Here is a 22,572-nt window from a genome sequence, read left to right as displayed (position 1 = left end):
CTTTTTTGTGGCTGGCGGCTTGATCAGAACCGATACACTTCCATATCGGTACGAATCGGCGAAGCCATCGGGATCTTGGACTTCTCCGGCGCCTTCTTCACTTGCACCGGCGCTGCGGGCTTTTTAGGCGACTCTTCGGCAATTGCCGGCTGATTGGCCAGTGGCTTCACCGCCGTGCTCAGCTGTTCAGCCAGCTTCTGCAGCAGTTGGCCCTGGGCCTGCACCTGCGACGACTCGCTCCCCTCGTGCGGCTGCTCAAGGTGAACGATGCGGTTGTCACGCACATGGCCACGGCGGTCCAACAGGCGCCACTGAGCATCAAGGATTGCCGGCTGGTTTTTGCCCGAGTCCAGGCGGGTGATCGACAACAGCACTTGTACATCCGGGCTGAAACCAGCGGTTGCCGGGGCCAGCACCACGCGCTGGCTGTCCAGGCGCCAGGCAAGCTGACGCACCAGCAGCTGGTCGATATCCGACGAAAGGCTGCCCGCCCAGCGACCGTCGGTCGCCGCGCTCAGGCTGCCATCGGCCTGACGTTGCAGGAACGTCTCGCGCTGCAGGTAATCGGCCACCGATACCGGGCCGAGTACCACGGCCATGCCTGCACTTTGCGAAGGCTGGCCAGGATCACCACTGTCGAGCTGGTACAGGGCAACCGGCTGATGCATGGTGCACCCGCCAAGGCCCAGCAGGCCAGTCATCAACAGCGCAAATGGAAGGCGCAGAAATTTCATCATCCCATCCAGGCGGTCGCCTACAGGCAGACCGCAGTGATACATAGAGATTCAAACGGGCACACGACTACGTCGGCACCGCAAGGGCCATATCATCCGCGAAATAATCGTCCGACTCCAGCATTTCTGCCCGGAACGGCGCTGAAATTGCCGTTCCAGACATTTCTACCGGTTAAGCCGGTACTTCCACCTGCAACCCATCGACGCGCTGGAAGCCGCGCGGCAGCTTGCTGCCCCGCCGTCCGCGCTCGCCCTTGTAATGCTCCAGGTCGTCCGCTTTCAGAGATAGGGTACGCTTGCCGGCTTGCAATACAAGGGTTGCACCTTCGGGGATCACGGCCAGATCGGTGACAAATTCTTCACGGCTGGCCACCCGGTCGCCCGGCACGCCAATGATCTTGTTGCCCTTGCCTTTACCCAGCTGTGGCAAGTCACTGACCTTGAATACCAACAACCGGCCCTCGGTGGTGACTGCCGCCAGCCAGTCCTGCTCGCGGTCGGCCACCGGGCGCGGGGTCATGACCTTGGCGCCGTTGGGCAGGCTGAGCAGGCCCTTGCCGGCCTTGTTCTTGGCCTGCAGGTCTTCGCCCTTGACCACAAAGCCGTAACCGGCATCCGATGCCACCACATACAGTGCATCGTCATCCGGCAGCAGCACGCATTCGAAGGTCGCACCCGGTGGCGGCGTCAGGCGGCCCGTCAACGGCTCGCCCTGGCCACGCGCCGATGGCAGGCTGTGAGCGGCCAGCGAGTAGCTGCGGCCGGTGGAGTCGATGAGCACGGCAAACTGGTTGGAACGCCCGGCCGCAGCGGCCTTGAAGCCGTCGCCGGCCTTGTAGGAAAGGCCTGTAGCGTCGATATCGTGGCCTTTGGCACAACGCACCCAGCCCTTCTCCGACAGCACCACGGTAACCGGCTCGGTCGGCATCAGTTCGTTTTCCGACAGCGCCTTGGCTTCGGCGCGCTCGACAATCGGCGAGCGGCGGTCGTCGCCGTAGGTTTCGGCATCCTTGATCAGTTCGCTACGCACCAGCTTGCGCAGTTTGGCCTCGCTACCCAGCAAGGCCTGCAGCTTGGCTTGCTCCTTCAGCAACTCGTCCTGCTCGCCGCGGATCTTCATCTCTTCAAGGCGTGCCAGCTGCCGCAGGCGGGTCTCGAGGATGTAGTCAGCCTGAATCTCGGTGAGCTCGAAGCGTTCGATCAGCGCCTGCTTGGGGTGCTCCTCGGTACGGATGATATGGATCACTTCATCCAGGTTGAGGAACGCGGTGAGCAAACCGTCCAACAGGTGCAGACGCTTCTCGACCTTGTCCAGGCGGTGCTGCAAGCGGCGGCGAACCGTGTTGGTACGGAACTCCAGCCACTCCACCAGGATGGCACGCAGGTTCTTCAACTGCGGCCGACCGTCGAGGCCGATGATGTTCACGTTCACCCGGTAGCTGCTTTCCAGGTCGGTGGTGGCGAACAGGTGCTGCATCAGTTCGTCGGCATCCACGCGGTTGGAACGCGGGATGATGACGATGCGGCACGGGTTTTCGTGGTCCGACTCGTCACGCAGGTCGGCGACCATCGGCAGCTTCTTGGCCTGCATCTGCGCGGCGATCTGCTCCAGCACCTTGGCCCCGGAAACCTGATGCGGCAGCGCGGTGACGACGATATCGCCATCTTCGACGCGGTACACGGCACGCATGCGGATCGAGCCACGGCCGCTCTCGTACATTTTGAGGATTTCCGCCCGAGGCGTGACAATCTCGGCCTCTGTCGGGTAGTCCGGCCCCTGGATGTGCTCGCACAGCTGCTCGATGGTGGCCTTTGGCTCGTCGAGCAGGCGCACACAGGCGCTGGCCACTTCACGCAGGTTGTGCGGCGGTACGTCGGTGGCCATGCCCACGGCGATACCGGTGGTGCCGTTGAGCAGGATGTTGGGCAGGCGCGCGGGCAGCACGGCCGGCTCCTGCAGGGTGCCGTCAAAGTTCGGCACCCAGTCGACGGTGCCCTGGCCGACTTCGCTCAGCAGCACTTCGGCGTAGCGCGACAAGCGCGCCTCGGTGTAACGCATGGCGGCGAACGACTTCGGATCGTCCGGCGCACCCCAGTTGCCCTGGCCGTCGACCAGGGTGTAGCGGTAGCTGAACGGCTGCGCCATCAGCACCATGGCCTCGTAGCAGGCCGAGTCGCCGTGGGGGTGGAACTTACCGAGCACGTCACCGACGGTACGCGCCGATTTCTTGTGCTTGGCATCGGCATCGAGCCCCAACTCGCTCATGGCGTAGACGATGCGTCGCTGCACCGGCTTCAAGCCGTCGCCGATGTGCGGCAAGGCGCGGTCCATGATCACGTACATGGAATAGTTGAGGTAGGCCTGTTCGGTGAAGTCAGCCAGCGAGCGGCGTTCTACGCCGTCCAGGCTGAGTTCCAGTGAGTCGCTCATGCGGGCCTCGTCATTTCAGGTTCTGGCGCAGCAGCATGGTGCCGCCGCGCTGGGTAAATTCAAGTTGTTTCAGGGCACTCATGCCCAGCAATACGGTTGGCCCGTCTAGGCCTAGCACCACGATTGCGCGTACGCCCTGCAGGCGGATGTCCCCCAGTTGCAGGCTGGCCAGGCGTGTGCGGTAGCCCTCGGTGCGCCCGTTGGCGGTGCTGAGCAGTACCGGGCTGCCCCGCTCCAGGTTCAGGTCCCGAGCCAATGCCTCGGGGATGGCCACGTCGGTAGCGCCGGTGTCGAGCATGAAATGCACCACCTGGCCATTGATGGCACCATCCACCACGAAATGGCCCTGGCCATTGCTCAGCAGCCGCACCTCGATAAAGCCTTCGCCATGCTCGGACTGCACCTGGGTGTTGGGGTTACGCTGGCTGTCTTCCCACTGGCCGAAAAAACGCGTGGCAAGAAACAGTGCCGCCGCCCAGGCGACGACCATCAGCACCCTGCCCGCGCGCTTGCCCGGCGTCTGGCTCATGGTTTGGCGCTCCAGCCACCTTCCGGCGCGTCGAAGCGCCAGACGATCGGGCGTGTTTCACCATCGGCGCGGGCGCCGTTGTTGTTGTCCAGGCCAATCCAGGCGCCCTTGGCATCGATGACAAGCGCTTCGGCCAGGCCGAACGGTTGCGCGTAGCGGCGCGACTCCACCAGGGCATCTGCTGCAAACGACCAGCAACGCTCGACCTTGCCGCTGTCGACATCACGCCGGCACACCCGGTAGGCGTTGCGTTCGAGCGTGAACAGCTTGCCCTCGAACCAGGCCAGGTCGGAAAAATCACGCGAAAGCGCTCGGGCATCGGGCATTTGCGCAGGCTGCATCTCGACCCCGGCCTCGCTCAACAGCACACAGCTGCGCCCGCAAGTCCACACCGATTGCTGCCGCTCGATGGCTACCAGGCCACGCCGTTCGCGCTCGGCGGCCAGCCACAGGCGGTCGCCCGCCGGGTTGATCGCCAGGCCTTCGAACAGTGCATTGAAGTTCAGCAGCATGCCGCTGGCGCGGGCCTGGCGAACCATGGCCGGGTCGATTTTCAACCAGTCCGGTTCGCCGTCCACGGGCAACTGCAACACGGCGGCATGGGCCTCACTGGCCAGGTAGAGGTTACCCGCCTGATCACAGGTGATGCCCTCGAAGTCCAGCTCGCCTCCGCGAATGTAAGACGCCGCCCAGTTGCGCGACTTCAGGCCCCAAGGCAGGCCGCTTTCCGGTGGCGATGGCGGGGTGAAGGTCAGCGGTTGCGCACGCCAGGTCGGGTTTTGCTGGTCGAAGCGGTAGATACGGTCGTCGTCGCGATCGGACACGCCCCACAGCCCGCCCCGGCACTCCACCAGGCCCGAAAGGTTGCCACCGCGCATGCCGTCGATCGGGTGTTCGGCACTGAGCTTCAGCTCGGGCCAGTTGCCCGCCAGGCTTGGCAGGGCAACCAGCGCAAGGCAAACGGCAAGAAACTGCCGAATCAAACCATGACCTCGGCCAGGTTGCCTTTGGTTTCCAGCCAGCTCTTGCGGTCGCCGGCGCGCTTCTTGGCCAGCAGCTTGTCCATCAGCTCGCAGGTGGCCTGCACGTCATCCAGGGTCAGCTGCACCAGGCGCCGGGTGTTCGGGTCCATGGTGGTTTCGCGCAGCTGTGGCGGGTTCATCTCGCCCAGGCCCTTGAAGCGGGTGACCTGCGGCTTGCCGCGCTTCTTCTCGGCCACCAGGCGGTCGAGGATGCCGTCACGCTCGGCTTCGTCGAGGGCGTAGTAGATTTCCTTGCCCAGATCGATGCGGTACAGCGGCGGCATGGCCACATACACGTGCCCGGCCTCGACCAACGCCCGGAAGTGCTGAACGAACAGCGCGCACAGCAGCGTGGCAATGTGCAGGCCGTCAGAGTCGGCGTCGGCGAGGATGCAGATTTTACCGTAGCGCAGCTGCGCAAGGTCGGTGGCACCGGGGTCAACGCCAATGGCCACGGCAATGTTGTGTACTTCCTGGCTGGCCAGGACTTCGCCACCGTCCACTTCCCAGGTGTTGAGGATCTTGCCGCGCAGCGGCAGGATCGCCTGGAACTCCTTGTCCCGCGCCTGCTTGGCCGAGCCACCGGCCGAGTCACCCTCGACCAGGAACAGCTCTGCACGCATCGGGTCCTGGCCCGCACAATCGGCCAGCTTGCCGGGCAATGCCGGGCCCTGAGTGATGCGCTTGCGTTCGACCTTCTTGCTGGCCTTGAGGCGGCGTCCGGCATTGCTGATGGCCAGCTCGGCCAGCTGCATGCCCAGCTCGGGGTGGGCGTTGAGCCACAGGCTGAAGGCGTCCTTGACCACGCCGGAAACGAACGCTGCCGCTTCACGCGAAGACAGGCGCTCTTTGGTCTGTCCGGAGAACTGCGGGTCCTGCATCTTCATCGACAGCACGAAGGTGATGCGTTCCCAGACGTCCTCCGGTGCCAGCTTCACCCCGCGCGGCAGCATGTTGCGGAACTCGCAGAACTCGCGCATGGCATCCAGCAGCCCTTGGCGCAGGCCGTTGACGTGGGTACCGCCCTGGGCGGTCGGAATCAGGTTGACATAGCTTTCCTGGATGCTGTCGCCGCCCTCTGGCAGCCACAGCAGTGCCCAGTCAACGGCTTCCTTGTTACCGGCCAGGCTGCCGCAGAACGGCTCGTCGGGCAGGCGCTGGAACGCGTTGACCGAATCGACCAGGTAAGAGCGCAAACCGTCTTCATAGTGCCACTCGACCTTTTCACCGCTGGCCTTGTCCTCGAAGCTGACCAGCAGGCCCGGGCACAGCACGGCCTTGGCCTTGAGCACATGCTTGAGGCGGCTGATGGAGAACTTGGGCGAGTCGAAGTACTTCGGGTCGGGGCTGAAGTAGACGCTGGTGCCGGTGTTGCGCTTGCCGACCGAACCGACCACTTCCAGCTCGCTGGCCTTGAAGCCATCGGCAAAGGTCATCTGGTATTCGTTGCCGTCGCGCTTGACGCGCACACGCACCTGGGTCGACAGGGCGTTGACCACCGAAATACCCACACCGTGCAAACCACCGGAGAACTGGTAGTTCTTGTTGGAGAACTTGCCGCCGGCGTGCAGCTTGGTGAGGATCAGCTCAACCCCGGACACACCCTCTTCCGGGTGGATGTCCACGGGCATGCCGCGGCCATCGTCGCTGACTTCAAGCGAGTGGTCCGCATGCAGGATGACCTGCACCGAACGGGCGTAGCCAGCCAGGGCTTCGTCGACGCTGTTGTCGATGACTTCCTGGGCCAGGTGGTTGGGGCGGCTGGTATCGGTGTACATGCCCGGCCGCTTGCGGACCGGGTCAAGGCCCGAGAGGACTTCGATGGCGTCTGCGTTATAGGCGCTAGCGCTGGGATTGGCCATAGGGTCTCTTCGTCAGTCTGGTGAGTGCAAAAAAGTCAAAATACAGAAAAGTCGAGCGCCGCATACTGCCCGCGGGCAATGCCGGCGAAGGCCAGCAGTGCCGGCAGGTGCTGGGCGAAGCCCTGGAAGCTGTGGTCGCCACCGGCCTGGATGCGCAGGGCACATGCACGGTAATAGTGTTCGGCGTGGCGATAGTCCAGGGTTTCATCGGCGGTCTGCAGCCACACTTGATAGCGGCTGGCATCGACCGGGGCCGGTACTTCCAGCTCGGCCAGGGCCTTCACATGATCGTGGGTCAGCTCCCAGGTTTCACCACTGTAATGATTGCGCTGGGTGCCCAGGTAACCGTCGAAATGCTTGTGCGGGGTTACCGCCGGGTTGACCAGCAGCGCTTTCAGGCCATAGCGCTCGGCCAGATGGGTGGCATAGTAGCCGCCGAGCGAGCTGCCCACCAGTAATGGCGCACCGAGTTCTGCGATAGCCGCTTCGAGCTGGGCGATGGCCTGGCGCGGGTGGTGGTGCAAGGCAGGCACGCGTAGCTGGGCCGACAGCCCCAGGTGCTGCATCACGGCTTCGAGCTGGCGCGCCTTGGTGGAAAGCGGCGAGCTGTTGAAGCCATGGATATAAAGGATGGAACCCGACATGCTGCCCCCGGAAACTGTGGCGTTGCGCCTGATGATGCGGGCGCAGGGACGCGCAGTGTAGCGCGTTCGCCGGGTTTTGACGCAGTACAACGGGCATCGCAATAATTTCTTCAAATTGCCAGTATCAGCTCCTGTGCAATCCCTGTGGGAACAGCCCTGAATTCCTCTAATAACCTGGGCTATCGAAGTCGAGTTTCACCTCAAAGTCCGTGGCCCGCTCAACCCCGGTCTCCAGCCGCCCATCGGCATGCAGGCGCAACCAGCGGTAACCTGGGTGTTCCTCGCTCACCTGGAAATCCTCACTGCGCGCCGCGAACTGAATGCAGGTCGACGGCGTGGCCAGCAGGCGCCGGCCATCGCGTACTTCATCCCATTCCTGATGCACATGCCCCCACAGCAACGCCCGCACCTGTGGATAAGCCTCGACGATATCGAACAGTGCCTGGGCGTTGCACAAGCCGATCGGCGCGATCCAGGCGCAGCCGATGTCCACCGGCTGATGGTGGAAGCACACCAGGCAATACCGCTCACCTGCGCCTTCCAAGGCGGCTTTCAGCACCGCCAGCTGGTCATCTTCAAGAAACCCGTGGTTTGCACCGCGCACGGCGGTGTTAAGCATGACCACGCGCCACGCGCCAATATCGGTCACCGCCTGCACAAGCTCCGGTGCCACTTCGGCCATGACCCGGGCTTCGTCATGGTTGCCCGGCAACCAGCGGGTGGGCACGGCAAATGGCGTGGTCAGCTCACGAAACGCTTCATAAGAGGCAACACTGGCATCCTGGGACAGGTCCCCCGTGCACAGCAGCAAGTCGACAAGCGGTTGCTCACGCTGCACCTGGGCCACCACATGGCGCAGGCTGTCACGGGTTTTAAGGCCCAACATGCTGCCGGCAGGATCGGCGAAAAGGTGAGCGTCGGTCAGTTGCACCACATGCACAGGGCGCATCAGGTCTGGCCGCATGTCAGCGAACACTTGCCAGTTCGTGACCGCAAGCCAGGCAATGGCTCAGCCATTCACCGAGGAACAGGTTGAGCTGGGCCTTTTCGTCCGGTTGATGCATGGCCTCGTTCGGGTACGGATAGATGCTGCGCAGGCGCCGCGTGTGTTCGGCACTGACCACTTCGGCCATGCGCGCATCGTGATAAACCTGCACCTCAAGATGCGGTACCGGCAACCACGGCAGGCTGTGTTCCTGGCGTACATGCAGGGTGGTGGTGTACGGGCAGGCCAGCACCACGTCGAGCACCAGTACACCGAGCATCTGGTCACCCTGCGTCATGCCGATACGGCGCGAGCTCTGGGTGGTGCGCATGTCGGGCAACAGGCGCATCAGCCGGGCGTAGTTGGCCTCGCAGGCTGCCTGCAGCCCGACCAGATCGACTCGATAGCGCTCGCGCAGCAGGTTCACTTCCACATACCTCGTACTTCGTCGCGGTTCAGCGCCAGCCATTGCAGGCCGATGATGGTCGCCGCGTTGCAGATACGCCCGTCGCGCACAGCCTGCAAGGCGTCCTCGAACGACCACACGCGCACGCGAATGTCTTCGCCCTCTTCTTCCAGGCCATGAAGGCCGCCCGCACCCTCGCTGCTGCACCGGCCAAGGAACAGATGAACGTATTCGTCACTGCCACCAGGCGACGGAAAGTAGCGGGTCATCGGCCACAGTGCACTGAACGTCAGGCCTGCTTCTTCTTCGGCTTCGCGGTGGGCAACTTCCTCGGGTTGTTCGTCCTTGTCGATCAGCCCGGCGACCATCTCGATCAGCCAGGGGTTATCGATCTTGCCCATGGCGCCCACGCGAAACTGCTCGATCAGCACCACTTCATCACGCAACGGGTCGTAAGGCAGTACACACACTGCATCGTGGCGCACGAACAGTTCGCGGCTGATCTCGCGGCCCATGCCTCCGGCAAACAGTTCGTGGCGCAGGTGCACCTTGTCGAGCTTGTAGAAGCCCTGGAAACAGTTGGCCCGCTTGACGATCTCGACCGCCTTGGGCACCGAATTCAATGTGTCTGACATGGAAATCCTCGTTGCTACATCAACCGCCTGGTTACTGCATCGCGCCATCCTACTCTGCACGCCTCCCGGTTTCATCCCTTTCCGCCAACCGCTGGCGCACTCGGGACAGCAGGTCTTCACTCTGTTAGCTTAGTGGCGAACTGAAGGCCGCGCAGACGGTCAAAGGCCGACTTTTCCCTGTTCTGCAAGGATCATCATGACACTTGTCAAACTGACATCCGTGGCCGTGCTGGCACTCGCTCTGGGCGCCTGCCAGAGCCTGTTCACGCCCAACTACCGGACCCCGCTCGAGGTCAAGCGCGACGCCTGGGAGCACGTGAAACCCGGCTGCAGCGAAAGCGACTGCCCGCTGGTGAACATCGACATGGTCCACTTCCCGGCCTTGCCAAAGCTGGACGCCATCGTCGAAAAACGCCTGCTGCAACTGACCGAAGACAATCAGCATGGCACCGCGCCGAGCACCCTGCAGGCCTACGAGCAGCAATACCTGGCCAGCGCCGACAAACGTAACAGCAGCTACCTGCAAGCCAAAGTACGCGAGCAGCATGACGGGCTGGTGATCATCGAATTGTCCAGTTACCTGGACAGCGGTGGCGCCCACGGCATGCCGGGGCGCGGTTTCATCAACTATTCGCGCAAGCTGGACAAGGTACTGACCCTGCAGGACATGCTGGTGCCCGGCCAGGAAGACACCTTCTGGAAAACCGTCGAAGAGTCGCACCGGGCCTGGCTGATGAGCGTGGGCATGGACAAGGACGCCGAGTTCGTCAAAACCTGGCCGTTCAAGAAATCGCCGCACATCGCCCTGACGTACGGCGCAGTCGTGGTCAAGTATGAGGTCTACGCCATCGCGCCCTATTCCATGGGCCACGTAGAGCTGAAGATCCCTTACCCGCGCCTGAATGGCGTGCTCAAGCCTGAACTGTTTCCCGGCCGCGGCTGAGGCTCAACAGCCCGTGCAGTAGCCCTGCCAGCACCAGTGCCGGCAGGGTCGCCCCGAAGTCCGGCGCTTGTGTAGCGATGACATGGTAAGCCGCCACACCCACCACCCAGGCCAGCAGCGCCTGCCAGTGCAAACCACCCACCTGGGCCGGCAGACGACGGCGACGCACCACGTAGTGGTCCATCAGCACCACGCCGAACAGCGGCGCGAACACCGAGCCGATCAGTAGCAGGAAGTTTTCGTACTGGGCCAGCGGCGCCAGCAAAGCGATCAGGGTGCACAGCACACCAATGGCCAAGGCCAGGTGCTCGACCTTCACCGGCACCAGCACACCCGTGGACACGGCCGCCGAATGAATGTCGGCAAAGGCCTTTTCCGACTCGTCCAGCAAAATCAGCAACAGCGGAATACCCATACCGGCGGCCGCCAGGGCCAGCAGCAGGGCATTGACCTCGCCATTGGCAGCGAAGGCCAGGGTGTAAGCCACGCCCAGGCTCATCAGCCAGGTGTTGCCGATGAAGTAGCCCACTACCGTACCGCCAAATACATGCTTGCCGTTGCGGGCGAAGCGCGAGTAGTCGGCGATCAGCGGAAGCCACGAAAGGGGCATGGCAATGACGATGTCGAAGCCCACCGCCAGCGACATCGAGCCGTCCCCGGCGCGGTTCCACAGATCAGCCAGGTCAGCTTTGGCGAACAGGTTCCAGGCCAGCCAGACGCAAGCACCCAGCAGCAACCAGATACCCCAGGCGCGCAGTACCTTGCGCACGAAGGCCAGTGGCCCGCTCACTGCCAGCAAGGTGGCCAGGGCACCGAAGCACAGGGTCCACAGCATCGGGCTGTTCCAGGCACTGTCTTCGCCGAAGGCGCGCGCGCCCAGCAGGCTGGCGGCATCGCGCATGACAATGATCTCGAACGCGCCCCAGCCGACCAGTTGCAGCAGGTTGAGCAGCGCCGGCAGGCGCGCGCCGTGGCTGCCCAGGCTGAGTTTCAGGGTACCCATAGCCGACAGGCCGGTGTCGCTGCCGATCACACCGGCAGCCCCCAGCAACAGTACGCCCACGCCGGTGCCCAGTGCGATGGCCAGCACGGCGCCCGCCAGGCCCAGACCGGGGGCCAGCATGGCGCCGACCTGCAGCACCATCAGGCCGATGCCGAGAGAGAACCAGAGCGAGAACAGGTCGCGGGCACCGAAGATGCGCTGGTGGGTAGGGACCGGGTGGTCGGGGGAAAACTGGCTGGGGGTGGTCATTGTTATGTTCGCCAAAAGAATTAGGGGTTGCACACAGCACCCTGTGGGAGCGGGCGTGCCTGCGAAGCAAGCACCGCGGTGCCTGGCAAGGGCTTCGCCCTTGTTCGCAGGCACGCCCGCTCCCACAGGGTAAGGCGCTGCGACTTAGACTTTGTGGTACAGCTGGCTGCCTTCCTGGCGGAACCGCTCGGCCTGCTCGCGCATGCCTTCTTCGACCGACACGTCCACGGTCTCGATCTTGGCGGCGTATTCACGCACTTCCTGGGTGATCTTCATCGAGCAGAACTTCGGCCCGCACATCGAGCAGAAGTGCGCGACCTTGGCCGATTCCTTCGGCAGGGTCTCGTCGTGGAAGGCACGGGCAGTGTCCGGGTCCAGGCCGAGGTTGAACTGGTCTTCCCAGCGGAACTCGAAACGCGCCTTGGACAGGGCGTTGTCGCGAATCTGCGCGCCCGGGTGGCCCTTGGCAAGGTCGGCCGCGTGCGCGGCGATCTTGTAGGTGATGATGCCGGTTTTCACGTCGTCCTTGTTCGGCAGGCCCAGGTGCTCCTTGGGCGTGACGTAGCACAGCATGGCGCAACCGAACCAGCCGATCATCGCCGCACCAATGCCCGACGTGATGTGGTCGTAACCCGGGGCAATGTCGGTGGTCAGCGGGCCGAGGGTGTAGAACGGCGCCTCGTCGCAGCACTCCAGCTGCTTGTCCATGTTCTCCTTGATCAACTGCATCGGTACGTGGCCCGGGCCTTCGATCATGCACTGCACGTCGTGCTTCCAGGCGATCTTGGTCAGCTCGCCGAGGGTTTCCAGCTCACCGAACTGCGCGGCGTCGTTGGCATCGGCAATCGAGCCAGGGCGCAGGCCGTCGCCCAGCGAGAAGCTGACGTCGTAGGCCTTCATGATTTCGCAGATTTCGTCGAAGTGGGTGTACAGGAAGTTTTCCTTGTGGTGCGCCAGGCACCACTTGGCCATGATCGAGCCACCACGGCTGACGATGCCGGTAACACGTTTGGCGGTCAGCGGCACATAGCGCAGCAGCACGCCGGCGTGGATGGTGAAGTAGTCCACGCCCTGTTCAGCCTGCTCGATCAGGGTGTCGCGGAACAGCTCCCAGGTCAGGTCTTCGGCCACGCCGTTGACCTTCTCCAGCGCCTGGTAGATTGGCACGGTACCGATCGGCACCGGCGAGTTGCGGATGATCCACTCGCGGGTTTCGTGGATGTGCTTGCCGGTGGACAGGTCCATGACCGTGTCCGAACCCCAGCGGATGCCCCAGGTCAGCTTGGCCACTTCTTCCTCGATCGAGGACCCTAGTGCGCTGTTGCCGATGTTGCCGTTGATCTTCACCAGGAAGTTGCGGCCGATGATCATCGGCTCCACTTCCGGGTGGTTGATGTTGGCCGGGATGATCGCGCGGCCACGGGCGATTTCCTGGCGGACGAATTCGGGGGTGATTTCTTTCGGGATGTTGGCGCCGAAGCTGTGGCCGGCGTGCTGCTCCTTGAGCAGGCCAGCGGCGCGGGCCTCTTGCAGCTTCATGTTTTCGCGGATGGCCACGTATTCCATCTCGGCGGTGATGATGCCTTGGCGGGCATAGTGCATCTGCGAGACGTTGGCGCCGGCCTTGGCGCGGCGCGGGTTGCGCACGTGGGCAAAGCGCAGCTTGGCCAGTTCGGCATCGTTCAGGCGCTGCTGGCCGAAATCGGAGCTCAGGCCGTCCAGGCGCTCGGTGTCACCACGGGCGTCGATCCACGCCGAACGCACGTCGGCCAGGCCCTTGCGCACGTCGATGATCACGTTGGGGTCGGTGTACGGGCCAGAGGTGTCGTAGACCAGCACCGGGGCATTGGTTTCGCCACCGAAATCGGTCGGGGTGTCGTCCAGGCTGATTTCACGCATGGGCACGCGGATGTCCGGGCGCGAGCCTTCGACATACACCTTGCGCGAGCGCGGGAACGGTTGCACGGACTGCTGATCGACTTGTGCCGATTCGCTGAGGTTGATCGCTTTTTCTTGTTTGGTCATCACAGGCTCTCCAGACGGCTTCCTAGCAGTGGAATGTCGGGGTGAACCTGAATGGCGCGGACGCACCCATGATGGGTGCAGTGCCGGATATGGGGGTGCCTGAAGCTGCATGCAGCTGCGACATTCCCGGACCTGGCACAAGAGGCTCCCCGGGAAGGCGAGCAATCTTGTTCCCTACGCAGGCGCTAACCTGATCAGGTTCAACGGGATCCGCACCTCTGCGATCTCAGCCTTTGCTTCAAGGCACCCCGACAAGAACATGCGCAGTCTAGACTGGAGTGGTCGGCAAAGCCAAGCGGGTAAATGCGCGGTTGATGAAAGGCACACCAGGCGATTGTTGCCGGGGGCGCATGGCACTACACTGGCCCGTCATCCGATACTCAACAGTTCAGTAATTAAATTTCGTACAAGGATTGCCTCTATGCTGCGCAAACTCTCACTGGCGATAGCCGTGTCTTGTGCGTCCAACGGAGTGGTCTGGGCAGCGGACGTGCCCCCGACAGTGAAGACCGACCTGGTCAGCGTCTACCAGGAAGCGGTGGACAACAACGCCGACCTGGCCGCCGCCCGCGCCGATTACGGCGCCCGCCGCGAAGTGGTGCCACAGGCCCGCGCCGGGTTGCTGCCCAACCTGTCGGCTGGCGCCGAGATGATGAACACCCGCACCAAGCTGGACGAGCCTTCCATCACCTCCAACCGCAGCGGTAACTCATGGAGCGCGACGCTGGCCCAGCCCATCTTCCGCGCCGACCGCTGGTTCCAGTTGCAGGCAGCCGAGGCCGTCAACGAACAGGCGGCGCTGGAGCTGTCGGCCACTGAACAGAACCTGATCCTGCAAACTGCGCAGAACTACTTCGCCGTGCTGCGTGCCCAGGACAACCTGGCCGCCACCAAAGCCGAAGAGGCCGCGTTCAAGCGCCAGCTCGACCAGTCCAACGAGCGTTTCGATGTGGGCCTGTCGGACAAGACCGACGTGCTGCAATCCCAGGCCAGCTACGACACGGCCCGGGCCAACCGGATCATTGCCGAGCGCCAGGTGCAGGATGCCTTTGAAGCACTGGTCACCCTGACCAACCGTGAATACACCTCGATTCAGGGTGTGGTGCATAGCCTGCCGGTGCAGGTGCCAACGCCCAACGACGCCAAGGCCTGGGTCGAAACTGCCGGGCGCCAGAACCTCAACCTGCTGGCCACCAACTACGCGGTGTCCGCCGCTGAAGAAACCCTGCGCCAGCGCAAGGCCGGCCATGCGCCGACCCTGGATGCAGTGGCCAAGTACCAGAAGGGTGACAACGACAGCCTGGGCTTCACCAACCCTTCGCAACTAGGCGTGCGTTACAGCGGCGATGTGGAACAGACCAGCGTGGGCCTGCAACTGAACATTCCGATCTACAGCGGCGGCCTGACCAGCTCGCAGGTACGCGAGGCTTACCAGCGCCTGAGCCAGAGCGAGCAGCAGCGCGAAAGCCTGCGCCGCCAGGTGGTGGAAAACACCCGCAACCTGCACCGCGCGGTGAACACCGACGTGGAACAGGTGCAGGCGCGCAAGCAGTCGATCATCTCCAACCAGAGTGCGCTGGAGGCTACTGAAATCGGCTACCAGGTCGGTACCCGCAACATCGTCGACGTGCTCGATGCCCAGCGCCAGCTGTATACCTCGGTGAGGGATTACAACAACAGCCGCTATGACTACATTCTGGACAACCTGAGCCTGAAGCAAGCGGCGGGTACGTTGAGCCCGCAAGACCTGGCGGACCTCAAGCGTTACCTGAAGCCGGACTACAACCCGGACAAGGACTTCCTGCCACCGGACCTGGCGGCTGCAGCGGCCAAGAACTTCGAGCGCAGGCCTTGAGATAGGTGTTGGACCATTCGCGGGCAAGCCCGCTCCCACAGGGGCTGTGCAGTTTTCTACGTATGCATCAATCCTGTGGGAGCGGGCTTGCCCGCGAAAAAGCCAACACAAAAATCAGCGGATGAGCGCGCCAAGGCCATCAAGCAAGCGCCGCAAAGCGCCCTGATTGGCCCGCATCACCGCCCTACCCGCCTCGCCCATGCGCTGGGCATCCTGCGGCAACTCGACCAGCCGCCGCACCGCCCCGGCCAGCCCGTCGGCATCGTCCACCTGCTGCAACGCCCCCGCCTCACGCAGCATCGCGCTGATTTCAAGGAAGTTGAACACATGCGGCCCCATCAGCACCGGCAACGCCAGCGCTGCCGGCTCCAGCGGGTTGTGCCCACCGGTTGCCACCAGGCTACCGCCGACAAAGGCAATGTCGGCCAGCGCATACAGGAACAACAGCTCACCCATCGTATCGCCAAGCAATACCTGGGTTTGCGCCTCGACGGGCGTGCCAGCAGAACGCCGTACGGTAGCGAATTGCTCGCAGCACAGCACATGTACCGCATTGAATCGCTCGGGATGGCGCGGCACCAGGATCAGCAACGCATCGCCATGCACCTGCAACAACTGCCGGTGCGCCTGCAAAATCAGCGCATCCTCGCCTTCATGGGTACTGGCCGCAATCCACACCGGGCGCTGCTCAGCCCCCCATTGCGCACGCAGCGCCTGGGCGCGCGGAAGCAGTTGCTCATCAATCTTCAGGTCGAACTTGATCGAACCGGTGACCTGCACGCACTCAGCGCGCGCGCCCAAATCACGGAAGCGCTGGGCCTCGGTTTCGGTCTGCACGGCAATCAGGCTCATCTGCGCCAGCATTGGCCGTGTCAGCTTGGCAAAGCGCCCATAGCCACGGGCCGAGCGCTCGGACAAGCGCGCATTGGCCAGCGCCACCGGGATGCCGCGTTTGGCGCACTGGTGAATGTGATTGGGCCAAAGCTCGGTTTCCATGATGATGCCCAGCTTGGGCTGCACATGGTCGAGAAAACGCCCGGCCGCCCAGGGCAGGTCGTAGGGCAGGTAGCAATGCTGCACGCGCGGTTCGTCGGCGAACATGGCGCGAATGCGCTCGGAACCGGTCGGCGTCATGCAGGTAAGCGTGATTGGCAGTTCCGGGTAGGCCTTCAGCAAGGCCCGCACCATTGGCGCGGCGGCGATGCTTTCGCCCACCGACACCGCATGCACCCAGATGCCTGCCCTGCGCATGGCCGGCAGCTTGAAGGCAAAGCGCTCGCCGATGCGCTGGCCATAGGCCGGCGCCTTGCGTGCGCGCAGGTACAGGCGCAGCGCAACCAATGGCAGGCCCAGGTGAAACAGCAAGGTATAGAGTGTTCTGTTCATGGCGGCGGAGTTTACCCGATCGCACGCAAGTGCACTGCAAAGCGCTCGGCCAGCCACTGCGCCGCAGGCCCCAGTGGCTCATCACGGCGCCAGGCCAGCTCTGCCACCAGTGCAGGCGGGCGCCACTCGCTGTCCAGCTCGACCATATGCGCCTGATAAGTCGGGTACTGCACCACATGCCGCGGCAACCAGGCCCAGCCCAGGCCGCGCATCAGCAATTCGGCCATGGCGTAGAAGCTGTCGGCACGCCACACCTGCGGGCTGACTGCCTCGCCGCCGGGGTAACCGCTTTGCTGTGGCGTGATGAGGAGTTGCCGGTGGCGGGCCAGTTGCTGGCGGGTGACCCGACCCTCACCTGCAAGCGGATGGCCGACGGCGCACACCGTGACCATCTCCACACTGCCCAAGGCGCGCCGCTCCAGTGATGTCGGCATGCTTTCGTGGTGAAAGAACAGGCCCAGGTCGGCGCGGCGTTCCACCAGCTTGCGCGCCACATCACCTTGCGCACCACTGGCCAGTTGCACCTCCAGATAGGGGTAGCGGCTGGCGAGCTCATCGAGGCTGTCTATCACCGGCTGATAAGGCATGGCTTCGTCCTGCGCCCCCCGCAGCAAAGCCTCCTGCCCGCGCATCAACGCAAGGGCGCGGCCATCCAGACGTTCGCACTGTCGCAGCAGTTCGCGGGCATCTTCCAGTAACGCACTGCCGTTCTCGGTCAGCTTAGGCTGCCGGCCACTGCTGCGCTCGAACAGGGTGACCCCCAGGTCGGTTTCAAGCAGGGCAATCGCGCTGCTGATGGCCGACTGCGCCTTGCGCTGCTCCCGGGCCACGGCAGAAAACGAGCGCAGTTCAGCGACGCGTAGGAAGGTGCGCAGTTGCTCAAGGTTCCATTGCTCGGCCATCAACCTATCTCCCCAACTGATAGGTAATGACTTTACCCCATCCAGGTAGGGTCTAGAATGCCCGACCAGTTATCGGAGGATCCTGCCATGAATGCCTACACCTACCTCGCCATCGCCATCTGCGCCGAAGTCATTGCCACCGCTTCGATGAAAGCAGTGAAAGGCCTGAGCACGCCATTGCCGTTGCTGCTGATGGTGGTTGGCTATGGCATCGCGTTCTGGATGCTGACCCTGGTGGTGCGCAGCATTCCGGTGGGCATTGCCTATGCCATCTGGTCGGGGCTGGGGATTGTGCTGATCAGTGTGGCGGCGCTGGTGATCTACGGGCAGAAGCTGGATGTGCCGGCAATGCTGGGGATGGCGATGATCGTGGGTGGGGTGGTGGTGATTCAGCTGTTCTCCAAGACTGCCGGGCACTGAAGCTGCCTGTATACTTGCCAGCTGTCCCAGTCTTCGAGGTACCGCCATGCCATCTGCCATTTCCACTGACGTGCTGATCGTCGGCGCCGGGGTCGCAGGCCTCTGGCTCAATGCCCGCCTGCGCCGCCTGGGGTATTCGACAGTGCTGGTGGAGCGCGCCAGCCTTGGCGGCGAGCAGACCATCAAGTCTCAAGGCATCATTCACGGCGGTACCAAGTACGCCCTGCAAGGCGCCCTCACCGGTGCTTCGGAAGCCATTGCCGACATGCCGCGCCGCTGGCGCGAAGCCTTGAGCGGCAGCGGCGAGCTGAACCTGAGCAACACCCGTCTGCTGTCCGAGGCCCACTACCTGTGGTCGCCAGGCACCCTGGCCGGCAACCTCACCAGCTTCTTCGCGAGCAAGGCCGTGCGCGGCCGGGTCGACCAGGTAAAAGGCGAACAACTGCCGCCGGCCCTGCAAGACCGTGCCTTCAAGGGCAAGGTCTATCGCCTGGCCGAACTGGTCATCGACGTACCCAGCCTGCTGGCCAACCTGGCCGACCTGGCGGGCGACAGCCTGTTGGCCGGGGAACGCATCGAGCCGCTGCGCGAAAGCGACGAACTGGTCGGCCTGCGCGTCGATGGCCGCGACATCCGCGCCCAGCGTATCGTGCTCAGCGCCGGTGCCGGCACCGAGGACCTGCTGCATGCCTTGGGCCTGAAGCAGCCGGCGATGCAAACCCGCCCGCTGCACATGGTCATGGCCAAGGGCCCTGACCTCAAGCCGCTGTATGCGCACTGCCTGGGCGGCGGCCCCAAGCCACGGGTAACAGTCACGACTCACCCGGCTGCTGATGGCCAATGGGTCTGGTACCTGGGCGGCGATCTGGCTGAAGCCGATGGCGTGGCACGTGAGCCGGCAGCACAGATTGCGGCGGCGCAGAAGGAAATAGCCAGCCTGTTGCCATGGGTAGATCAAAGCCAGGTCCGTTGGGCCACCTTGCGCGTCGACCGCGCCGAACCTGCGCAGTCCGGCCTGGTGCGCCCGGACAACGCCTTCCTCGCCGACCAGCAACGCCTGTTGGTGGGCTGGCCGACCAAGCTGGCCTTGGCGCCAGACTTCAGCGACCGGGTCATCAGCCACCTGGAGCGCGACGGCATCCGCCCACAGGCACAAGCCGACCTGGCCGGCCTGCCACGCCCACCGCTGGGTGTTCCTGCCTGGGAGCAACTGCTGCCATGACACTGCCCACCCTGCACGACTTCCATCGCCCGCTGGGCAGCACCGGTTTCAAGGTTTCACCGCTGGGCCTGGGCACCGTCAAACTGGGCCGCGACCAAGGCGTGAAGTACCCCACCGGCTTCACCATCCCCAGTGACGACGAAGCCCGCCTGCTGCTGGCCCAGGCCCGCGAGCTGGGCATCAACCTGATCGACACCGCCCCGGCCTATGGCCGCAGCGAAGAACGCCTGGGCCCCCTGCTGCGCGGCCAACGCAACGAGTGGGTGATCGTGAGCAAGGTCGGTGAAGAATTCGACAACGGCCAGTCGCACTTCGACTTCAGTGCCGCCCACACCCGCCGCTCGGTGGAGCGCAGCCTGCGCCGCCTGGAGACCGACCGCATCGAACTGGTGCTGGTGCATTCCGACGGCAATGACCTGGCAATCCTCGAACAGCAGGAGGTCTACCAGACCCTGGCTGAACTGAAGCAGGAGGGCAAGATCCTCGGCTTCGGCCTGTCCGGCAAGACCGTGGCCGGCGGCCTGAAAGCACTGGAACAGGGCGACTGCGCCATGGTCACCTACAACCTCAACGAGCAGGCAGAACGCCCGGTGCTGGACTACGCTGCCGAACACGGCAAGGCCATCCTGGTAAAGAAGGCCCTGGCCAGTGGACATGTCTGCCTGGCCCCGGGCGTTGACCCGGTGCAGGCCAGCTTCGAACTGCTGTTCGCCCACCCGGGCGTCAGCAGTGCTATCGTCGGCACCATCAACCCGCTGCACCTGGCCCACAATGTGGCCACCGTCGCCCGTATCCTGGGCCAGCATTGAGTTACCCCAGGCCCAAGGGCCTGGCGACTGACCCGACGCAAGGAGGAGCCTCGTGGCGCGAACGCTGATCCGCAAGAACCCGAGCAACTTCAAGACACTGCCGCTGCATGTGGAGGCCACGCCCGATGGGCTGATTTATCAAAGTATCGGCATGCCGCTCAACTTTGCCCAGACCCAGCAGCGGCGCAAGGCCATCCAGCTACCCGACACGCAGCACTTCGTGGCCGAACTGGCCAACCTGGGTGTGTCGGTGCGCCTTACCCTGCATTGGCAAAACCGTGATTACTGGGTGCTGGTGCGCCAGCGCCGGCAAGACCGGGGCGATGTGGTGCTGAAACTGATTTCCGGCTATGTACCGGCACAGGAGCTGAACCTGCCGTTGCACACGGCGGTGCAGGAAGTGGCTGAGGAATGCCTGCTGGAAACCCCGGAAGGCTGGCTGGGCGGGCGCTTCAATGATACCTGGCTGCCCGTGCCGTACGCCGCCGCCCTGCACTATCGCGAAACACCGCACTTCCTGCTGACCCCGCAGTCCGGCGCCGCCCGCCCCGTGCACTGCGGCAACCTGATGCTACTGGAGCGGCCACGGGCCTATGTGCACTTGCCCACCGCCTCGCTGCAACTGATCTACGATATGCGTCTGCAGGTGCCCCGTGAAGCCAAAAAGCTCAGCCTGTTCCACGTCGATGAGCGACTGGAGAGCGGCCAGCTGGTGGCGCGACTCAACCGCAAACGGCCAGACCTGTACCTGATGCCGTTGAAGGACGGCCAACCGCTGGCGGAGCTGTATACGCTGAAGAAGGATGAACTGGTACCGGCGAGTACGCGTGGGCTGTACCTGGCAGAGAGTTTTGCCCGGCAGGAAGGTTGGGTGGTGAAGGACGAGCGAGTGCGCTGGAAGGACTGGGTGAAGCAACAGGGGTTGGTGGAGCCCAAGCCGTTGCGGGCATCGCACTTGCAGCGGTTTGGTGACAAGGCGCGGGCGCTGCTGGAGCGGGCTCGGACCTCATTGCACAAGTGACATCCTGGGGCTGCTTTGCAGCCCTTCGCGGGCAAGCCCGCGAAGGGCCGCAAAGCGGCCCCAATCAATTTTTGCGGATTTTCTCGACAATCGCCGTGGTCGAGCTGTTCTCGACCAGACCCAGCACCTTCACGGTACCGCCATAGGCCTTGACGATATCGGCGCCCACCACCTGGTCGATGCCATAGTCGCCACCCTTGACCAGCACATCCGGCTTGACCTGGCTCAGCAGGTTTTCCGGCGTGCCCTCAGGGAAACTGATCACCCAATCCACCGCCCCCAGGCCGGCCAGAACGGCCATGCGCCGGTCGACGCTGTTGATCGGCCGGCCAGGCCCTTTCAGGCGGCTGACCGAGGCATCGTCGTTGACCGCGACGATCAGGCGATCGCCCTGGGCCCGCGCCTGCTCAAGGTAGGTGACATGCCCGGCGTGAAGAATGTCGAAGCAGCCATTGGTGAAGACGATCTTCTCTTTGTGCGCCCGCGCATCATCGATGGCCAGCAGCAACTGCTCAAGGCCCAGCACACCGCGCTCGGAGCCTTCTTCGCGCTGGATGGCCCGGCGCAGTTCAGGGGCGCTGATCGCAGCCGTACCCAGCTTGCCAACCACGATGCCTGCCGCCAGGTTGGCCAGCGCCACCGCGTGGGGCAGGTCCTCGCCAGCCGCAATGGCCGCCGCAAGGGTGGAGATGACAGTATCACCGGCACCGGTCACATCGAACACTTCGCGCGCCCGCGCCGGCAGGTGCAGCGCTGGCTGCCCCGTGCGCAGCAGGGTCATGCCGTGCTCACCACGGGTAACCAACAAGGCGCCCAGGTCCAGGTCCTGCAGCAGTTGCACGCCTTTGGCAACCAGCTCGGCCTCATCGGCACAACGGCCAACGATGGTCTCGAACTCGCTGAGGTTCGGGGTGATCAGGCTGGCACCGCGGTAGATGGAAAAATCCTTGCCCTTGGGGTCGGCCAGCACCGGAATACCCTTGGCTCGCGCCGCCTGGATCAGGCTCTGGTGGTTTTTCAGTGCGCCCTTGCCGTAGTCGGAAAGGACCAGCACCTTGACGCCTTCAAGCAAGCTGTCGACTTCCGCGCCCAGCGACAGCGGGTCGGTGGCGAACGGCTCTTCGAAATCGATACGCAGCAACTGCTGGTGACGGCTCATGACCCGCAGCTTGACGATGGTCGGCTGATGCGCGATGCGCTGGAACACCGAACGCACACCGGCAGCCTGCAGGCTATTGGCCAGGCTGTCGGCAGCTTCATCCTGGCCGGTGACGCCGATCAGCGACGCCGGCGCGCCCAACGCAGCGATGTTCAAGGCAACGTTGGCCGCACCGCCTGGGCGATCTTCGATCTGATCGACCTTGACCACCGGGACTGGCGCCTCAGGCGAAATACGCGAAGTACCGCCATGCCAGTAGCGGTCGAGCATGACATCGCCGACCACCAGTACCGGGGCTTGATCGAAACGCGGCATGGACAACTTCATGGG

20 protein-coding genes and 1 riboswitch are annotated in these 22,572 nt (G+C 63.8%); of the genes, 6 read left to right on the top strand and 14 right to left on the bottom strand.

The window, feature by feature from the left end; all coding sequences use genetic code 11:
• Positions 1-23 precede the first annotated feature (23 nt).
• The 9 genes from APH36_RS22320 to APH36_RS22280 form a co-directional block, all read right to left on the bottom strand.
• Positions 24-734 (bottom strand): membrane integrity-associated transporter subunit PqiC, encoded by a 711-nt coding sequence (locus APH36_RS22320; RefSeq protein WP_060500352.1) that lies wholly within the window; start codon positions 732-734, stop codon positions 24-26.
• 172 nt (positions 735-906) lie between these two features.
• Positions 907-3,165 (bottom strand): DNA topoisomerase IV subunit A, encoded by a 2,259-nt coding sequence (gene parC / locus APH36_RS22315; protein ID WP_016712337.1) that lies wholly within the window; start codon positions 3,163-3,165, stop codon positions 907-909.
• A gap of 10 nt (positions 3,166-3,175) precedes the next feature.
• Positions 3,176-3,694, bottom strand: a complete 519-nt coding sequence (locus APH36_RS22310) for a TIGR02281 family clan AA aspartic protease (RefSeq protein ID WP_060500350.1) — start codon at positions 3,692-3,694, stop codon at positions 3,176-3,178.
• Positions 3,691-4,677: an esterase-like activity of phytase family protein gene (locus APH36_RS22305; protein WP_019097696.1), complete on the bottom strand. Its 987-nt coding sequence runs from the start codon at positions 4,675-4,677 to the stop codon at positions 3,691-3,693. Before APH36_RS22305 ends, APH36_RS22310 begins: the two co-directional genes overlap by 4 nt.
• Positions 4,674-6,578, bottom strand: a complete 1,905-nt coding sequence (parE, locus tag APH36_RS22300; RefSeq protein ID WP_060500348.1) for a DNA topoisomerase IV subunit B — start codon at positions 6,576-6,578, stop codon at positions 4,674-4,676. The genes APH36_RS22305 and parE overlap by 4 nt, the downstream gene beginning before the upstream one ends.
• 35 nt (positions 6,579-6,613) lie before the next feature.
• Positions 6,614-7,222: a YqiA/YcfP family alpha/beta fold hydrolase gene (locus APH36_RS22295; RefSeq protein ID WP_060500346.1), complete on the bottom strand. Its 609-nt coding sequence runs from the start codon at positions 7,220-7,222 to the stop codon at positions 6,614-6,616.
• Positions 7,223-7,388: 166 nt separating this feature from the next.
• On the bottom strand, positions 7,389-8,186 hold the full coding sequence (gene cpdA / locus APH36_RS22290; protein ID WP_060500344.1) for a 3',5'-cyclic-AMP phosphodiesterase: 798 nt from the start codon (positions 8,184-8,186) through the stop codon (positions 7,389-7,391).
• A 1-nt stretch (position 8,187) separates the two neighbouring features.
• Positions 8,188-8,640: a DUF1249 domain-containing protein gene (locus tag APH36_RS22285; RefSeq protein WP_016501905.1), complete on the bottom strand. Its 453-nt coding sequence runs from the start codon at positions 8,638-8,640 to the stop codon at positions 8,188-8,190.
• Complete coding sequence (locus tag APH36_RS22280) at positions 8,631-9,248, bottom strand: NUDIX domain-containing protein (protein ID WP_060500343.1); 618 nt, start codon at positions 9,246-9,248, stop codon at positions 8,631-8,633. Before APH36_RS22280 ends, APH36_RS22285 begins: the two co-directional genes overlap by 10 nt.
• Positions 9,249-9,444: 196 nt before the next feature.
• On the opposite strand from APH36_RS22280, the gene APH36_RS22275 reads away from it, so the two are divergent.
• Positions 9,445-10,191, top strand: a complete 747-nt coding sequence (locus tag APH36_RS22275; RefSeq protein WP_060500340.1) for an RsiV family protein — start codon at positions 9,445-9,447, stop codon at positions 10,189-10,191.
• On the opposite strand, the gene cytX is transcribed toward APH36_RS22275, so the two are convergent.
• On the bottom strand, positions 10,160-11,443 hold the full coding sequence (cytX, locus tag APH36_RS22270; protein ID WP_060500339.1) for a putative hydroxymethylpyrimidine transporter CytX: 1,284 nt from the start codon (positions 11,441-11,443) through the stop codon (positions 10,160-10,162). The genes APH36_RS22275 and cytX overlap by 32 nt on opposite strands.
• A gap of 144 nt (positions 11,444-11,587) precedes the next feature.
• Positions 11,588-13,468, bottom strand: coding sequence for a phosphomethylpyrimidine synthase ThiC (gene thiC / locus APH36_RS22265; RefSeq protein WP_060500337.1), 1,881 nt, complete (start codon positions 13,466-13,468; stop codon positions 11,588-11,590).
• A gap of 154 nt (positions 13,469-13,622) precedes the next feature.
• A riboswitch (TPP riboswitch) is annotated at positions 13,623-13,729 on the bottom strand.
• Positions 13,730-13,889: 160 nt separating this feature from the next.
• On the opposite strand from thiC, the gene APH36_RS22260 reads away from it, so the two are divergent.
• Entirely contained in the window at positions 13,890-15,323 is a 1,434-nt protein-coding gene (locus APH36_RS22260; RefSeq protein ID WP_060500335.1) for a TolC family outer membrane protein, read from the top strand.
• A 114-nt stretch (positions 15,324-15,437) separates the two neighbouring features.
• Here APH36_RS22260 and waaA read toward each other — a convergent pair whose 3' ends face one another.
• A complete protein-coding gene (gene waaA, locus APH36_RS22255) occupies positions 15,438-16,709 on the bottom strand; it encodes a lipid IV(A) 3-deoxy-D-manno-octulosonic acid transferase (RefSeq protein ID WP_060500332.1) in 1,272 nt (423 codons plus the stop codon).
• 11 nt (positions 16,710-16,720) lie between these two features.
• The gene (locus APH36_RS22250; protein WP_060500330.1) at positions 16,721-17,611 is read right to left on the bottom strand and encodes a LysR family transcriptional regulator; all 891 of its coding nucleotides are present in this window, start codon (positions 17,609-17,611) and stop codon (positions 16,721-16,723) included.
• Positions 17,612-17,698: 87 nt separating this feature from the next.
• Here APH36_RS22250 and APH36_RS22245 point away from each other — a divergent pair, with 87 nt between their 5' ends.
• From APH36_RS22245 to APH36_RS22230, 4 genes are read left to right on the top strand one after another with little or no spacing between them, the layout of a single operon-like run.
• Positions 17,699-18,031 (top strand): multidrug efflux SMR transporter, encoded by a 333-nt coding sequence (locus APH36_RS22245; RefSeq protein ID WP_008095055.1) that lies wholly within the window; start codon positions 17,699-17,701, stop codon positions 18,029-18,031.
• A 46-nt stretch (positions 18,032-18,077) separates the two neighbouring features.
• On the top strand, positions 18,078-19,253 hold the full coding sequence (locus APH36_RS22240; protein WP_060500328.1) for an FAD-binding oxidoreductase: 1,176 nt from the start codon (positions 18,078-18,080) through the stop codon (positions 19,251-19,253).
• Positions 19,250-20,062, top strand: coding sequence for an aldo/keto reductase (locus tag APH36_RS22235; RefSeq protein WP_060500326.1), 813 nt, complete (start codon positions 19,250-19,252; stop codon positions 20,060-20,062). The genes APH36_RS22240 and APH36_RS22235 overlap by 4 nt, the downstream gene beginning before the upstream one ends.
• Positions 20,063-20,114: 52 nt before the next feature.
• Positions 20,115-21,083 (top strand): hypothetical protein, encoded by a 969-nt coding sequence (locus APH36_RS22230; protein WP_060500324.1) that lies wholly within the window; start codon positions 20,115-20,117, stop codon positions 21,081-21,083.
• A gap of 64 nt (positions 21,084-21,147) precedes the next feature.
• Here APH36_RS22230 and hldE read toward each other — a convergent pair whose 3' ends face one another.
• Positions 21,148-22,569, bottom strand: a complete 1,422-nt coding sequence (gene hldE, locus APH36_RS22225) for a bifunctional D-glycero-beta-D-manno-heptose-7-phosphate kinase/D-glycero-beta-D-manno-heptose 1-phosphate adenylyltransferase HldE (protein WP_019097686.1) — start codon at positions 22,567-22,569, stop codon at positions 21,148-21,150.
• Positions 22,570-22,572: the final 3 nt, after the last annotated feature.

Origin of the sequence: Pseudomonas sp. NBRC 111133, assembly GCF_001320605.1 — a bacterium.
In the GTDB taxonomy this organism is placed as follows: domain Bacteria; phylum Pseudomonadota; class Gammaproteobacteria; order Pseudomonadales; family Pseudomonadaceae; genus Aquipseudomonas; species Aquipseudomonas monteilii.
Note: the sequence above shows the minus strand (reverse complement) of the source record. Positions and strands in the feature narration are given on the sequence as shown.

What these genes read in the sequence shown, in the direction of transcription:
- APH36_RS22320 (WP_060500352.1), bottom strand. Translation starts at nt 734, where the DNA reads ATGAAATTTCTGCGCCTTCCATTTGCGCTGTTGATGACTGGCCTGCTG.
- parC (WP_016712337.1), bottom strand. Translation starts at nt 3,165, where the DNA reads ATGAGCGACTCACTGGAACTCAGCCTGGACGGCGTAGAACGCCGCTCG.
- APH36_RS22310 (WP_060500350.1), bottom strand. Translation starts at nt 3,694, where the DNA reads ATGAGCCAGACGCCGGGCAAGCGCGCGGGCAGGGTGCTGATGGTCGTC.
- parE (WP_060500348.1), bottom strand. Translation starts at nt 6,578, where the DNA reads ATGGCCAATCCCAGCGCTAGCGCCTATAACGCAGACGCCATCGAAGTC.
- APH36_RS22295 (WP_060500346.1), bottom strand. Translation starts at nt 7,222, where the DNA reads ATGTCGGGTTCCATCCTTTATATCCATGGCTTCAACAGCTCGCCGCTT.
- cpdA (WP_060500344.1), bottom strand. Translation starts at nt 8,186, where the DNA reads ATGCGGCCAGACCTGATGCGCCCTGTGCATGTGGTGCAACTGACCGAC.
- APH36_RS22280 (WP_060500343.1), bottom strand. Translation starts at nt 9,248, where the DNA reads ATGTCAGACACATTGAATTCGGTGCCCAAGGCGGTCGAGATCGTCAAG.
- APH36_RS22275 (WP_060500340.1), top strand. Translation starts at nt 9,445, where the DNA reads ATGACACTTGTCAAACTGACATCCGTGGCCGTGCTGGCACTCGCTCTG.
- cytX (WP_060500339.1), bottom strand. Translation starts at nt 11,443, where the DNA reads ATGACCACCCCCAGCCAGTTTTCCCCCGACCACCCGGTCCCTACCCAC.
- thiC (WP_060500337.1), bottom strand. Translation starts at nt 13,468, where the DNA reads ATGACCAAACAAGAAAAAGCGATCAACCTCAGCGAATCGGCACAAGTC.
- APH36_RS22260 (WP_060500335.1), top strand. Translation starts at nt 13,890, where the DNA reads ATGCTGCGCAAACTCTCACTGGCGATAGCCGTGTCTTGTGCGTCCAAC.
- waaA (WP_060500332.1), bottom strand. Translation starts at nt 16,709, where the DNA reads ATGAACAGAACACTCTATACCTTGCTGTTTCACCTGGGCCTGCCATTG.
- APH36_RS22250 (WP_060500330.1), bottom strand. Translation starts at nt 17,611, where the DNA reads ATGGCCGAGCAATGGAACCTTGAGCAACTGCGCACCTTCCTACGCGTC.
- APH36_RS22245 (WP_008095055.1), top strand. Translation starts at nt 17,699, where the DNA reads ATGAATGCCTACACCTACCTCGCCATCGCCATCTGCGCCGAAGTCATT.
- APH36_RS22240 (WP_060500328.1), top strand. Translation starts at nt 18,078, where the DNA reads ATGCCATCTGCCATTTCCACTGACGTGCTGATCGTCGGCGCCGGGGTC.
- APH36_RS22235 (WP_060500326.1), top strand. Translation starts at nt 19,250, where the DNA reads ATGACACTGCCCACCCTGCACGACTTCCATCGCCCGCTGGGCAGCACC.
- hldE (WP_019097686.1), bottom strand. Translation starts at nt 22,569, where the DNA reads ATGAAGTTGTCCATGCCGCGTTTCGATCAAGCCCCGGTACTGGTGGTC.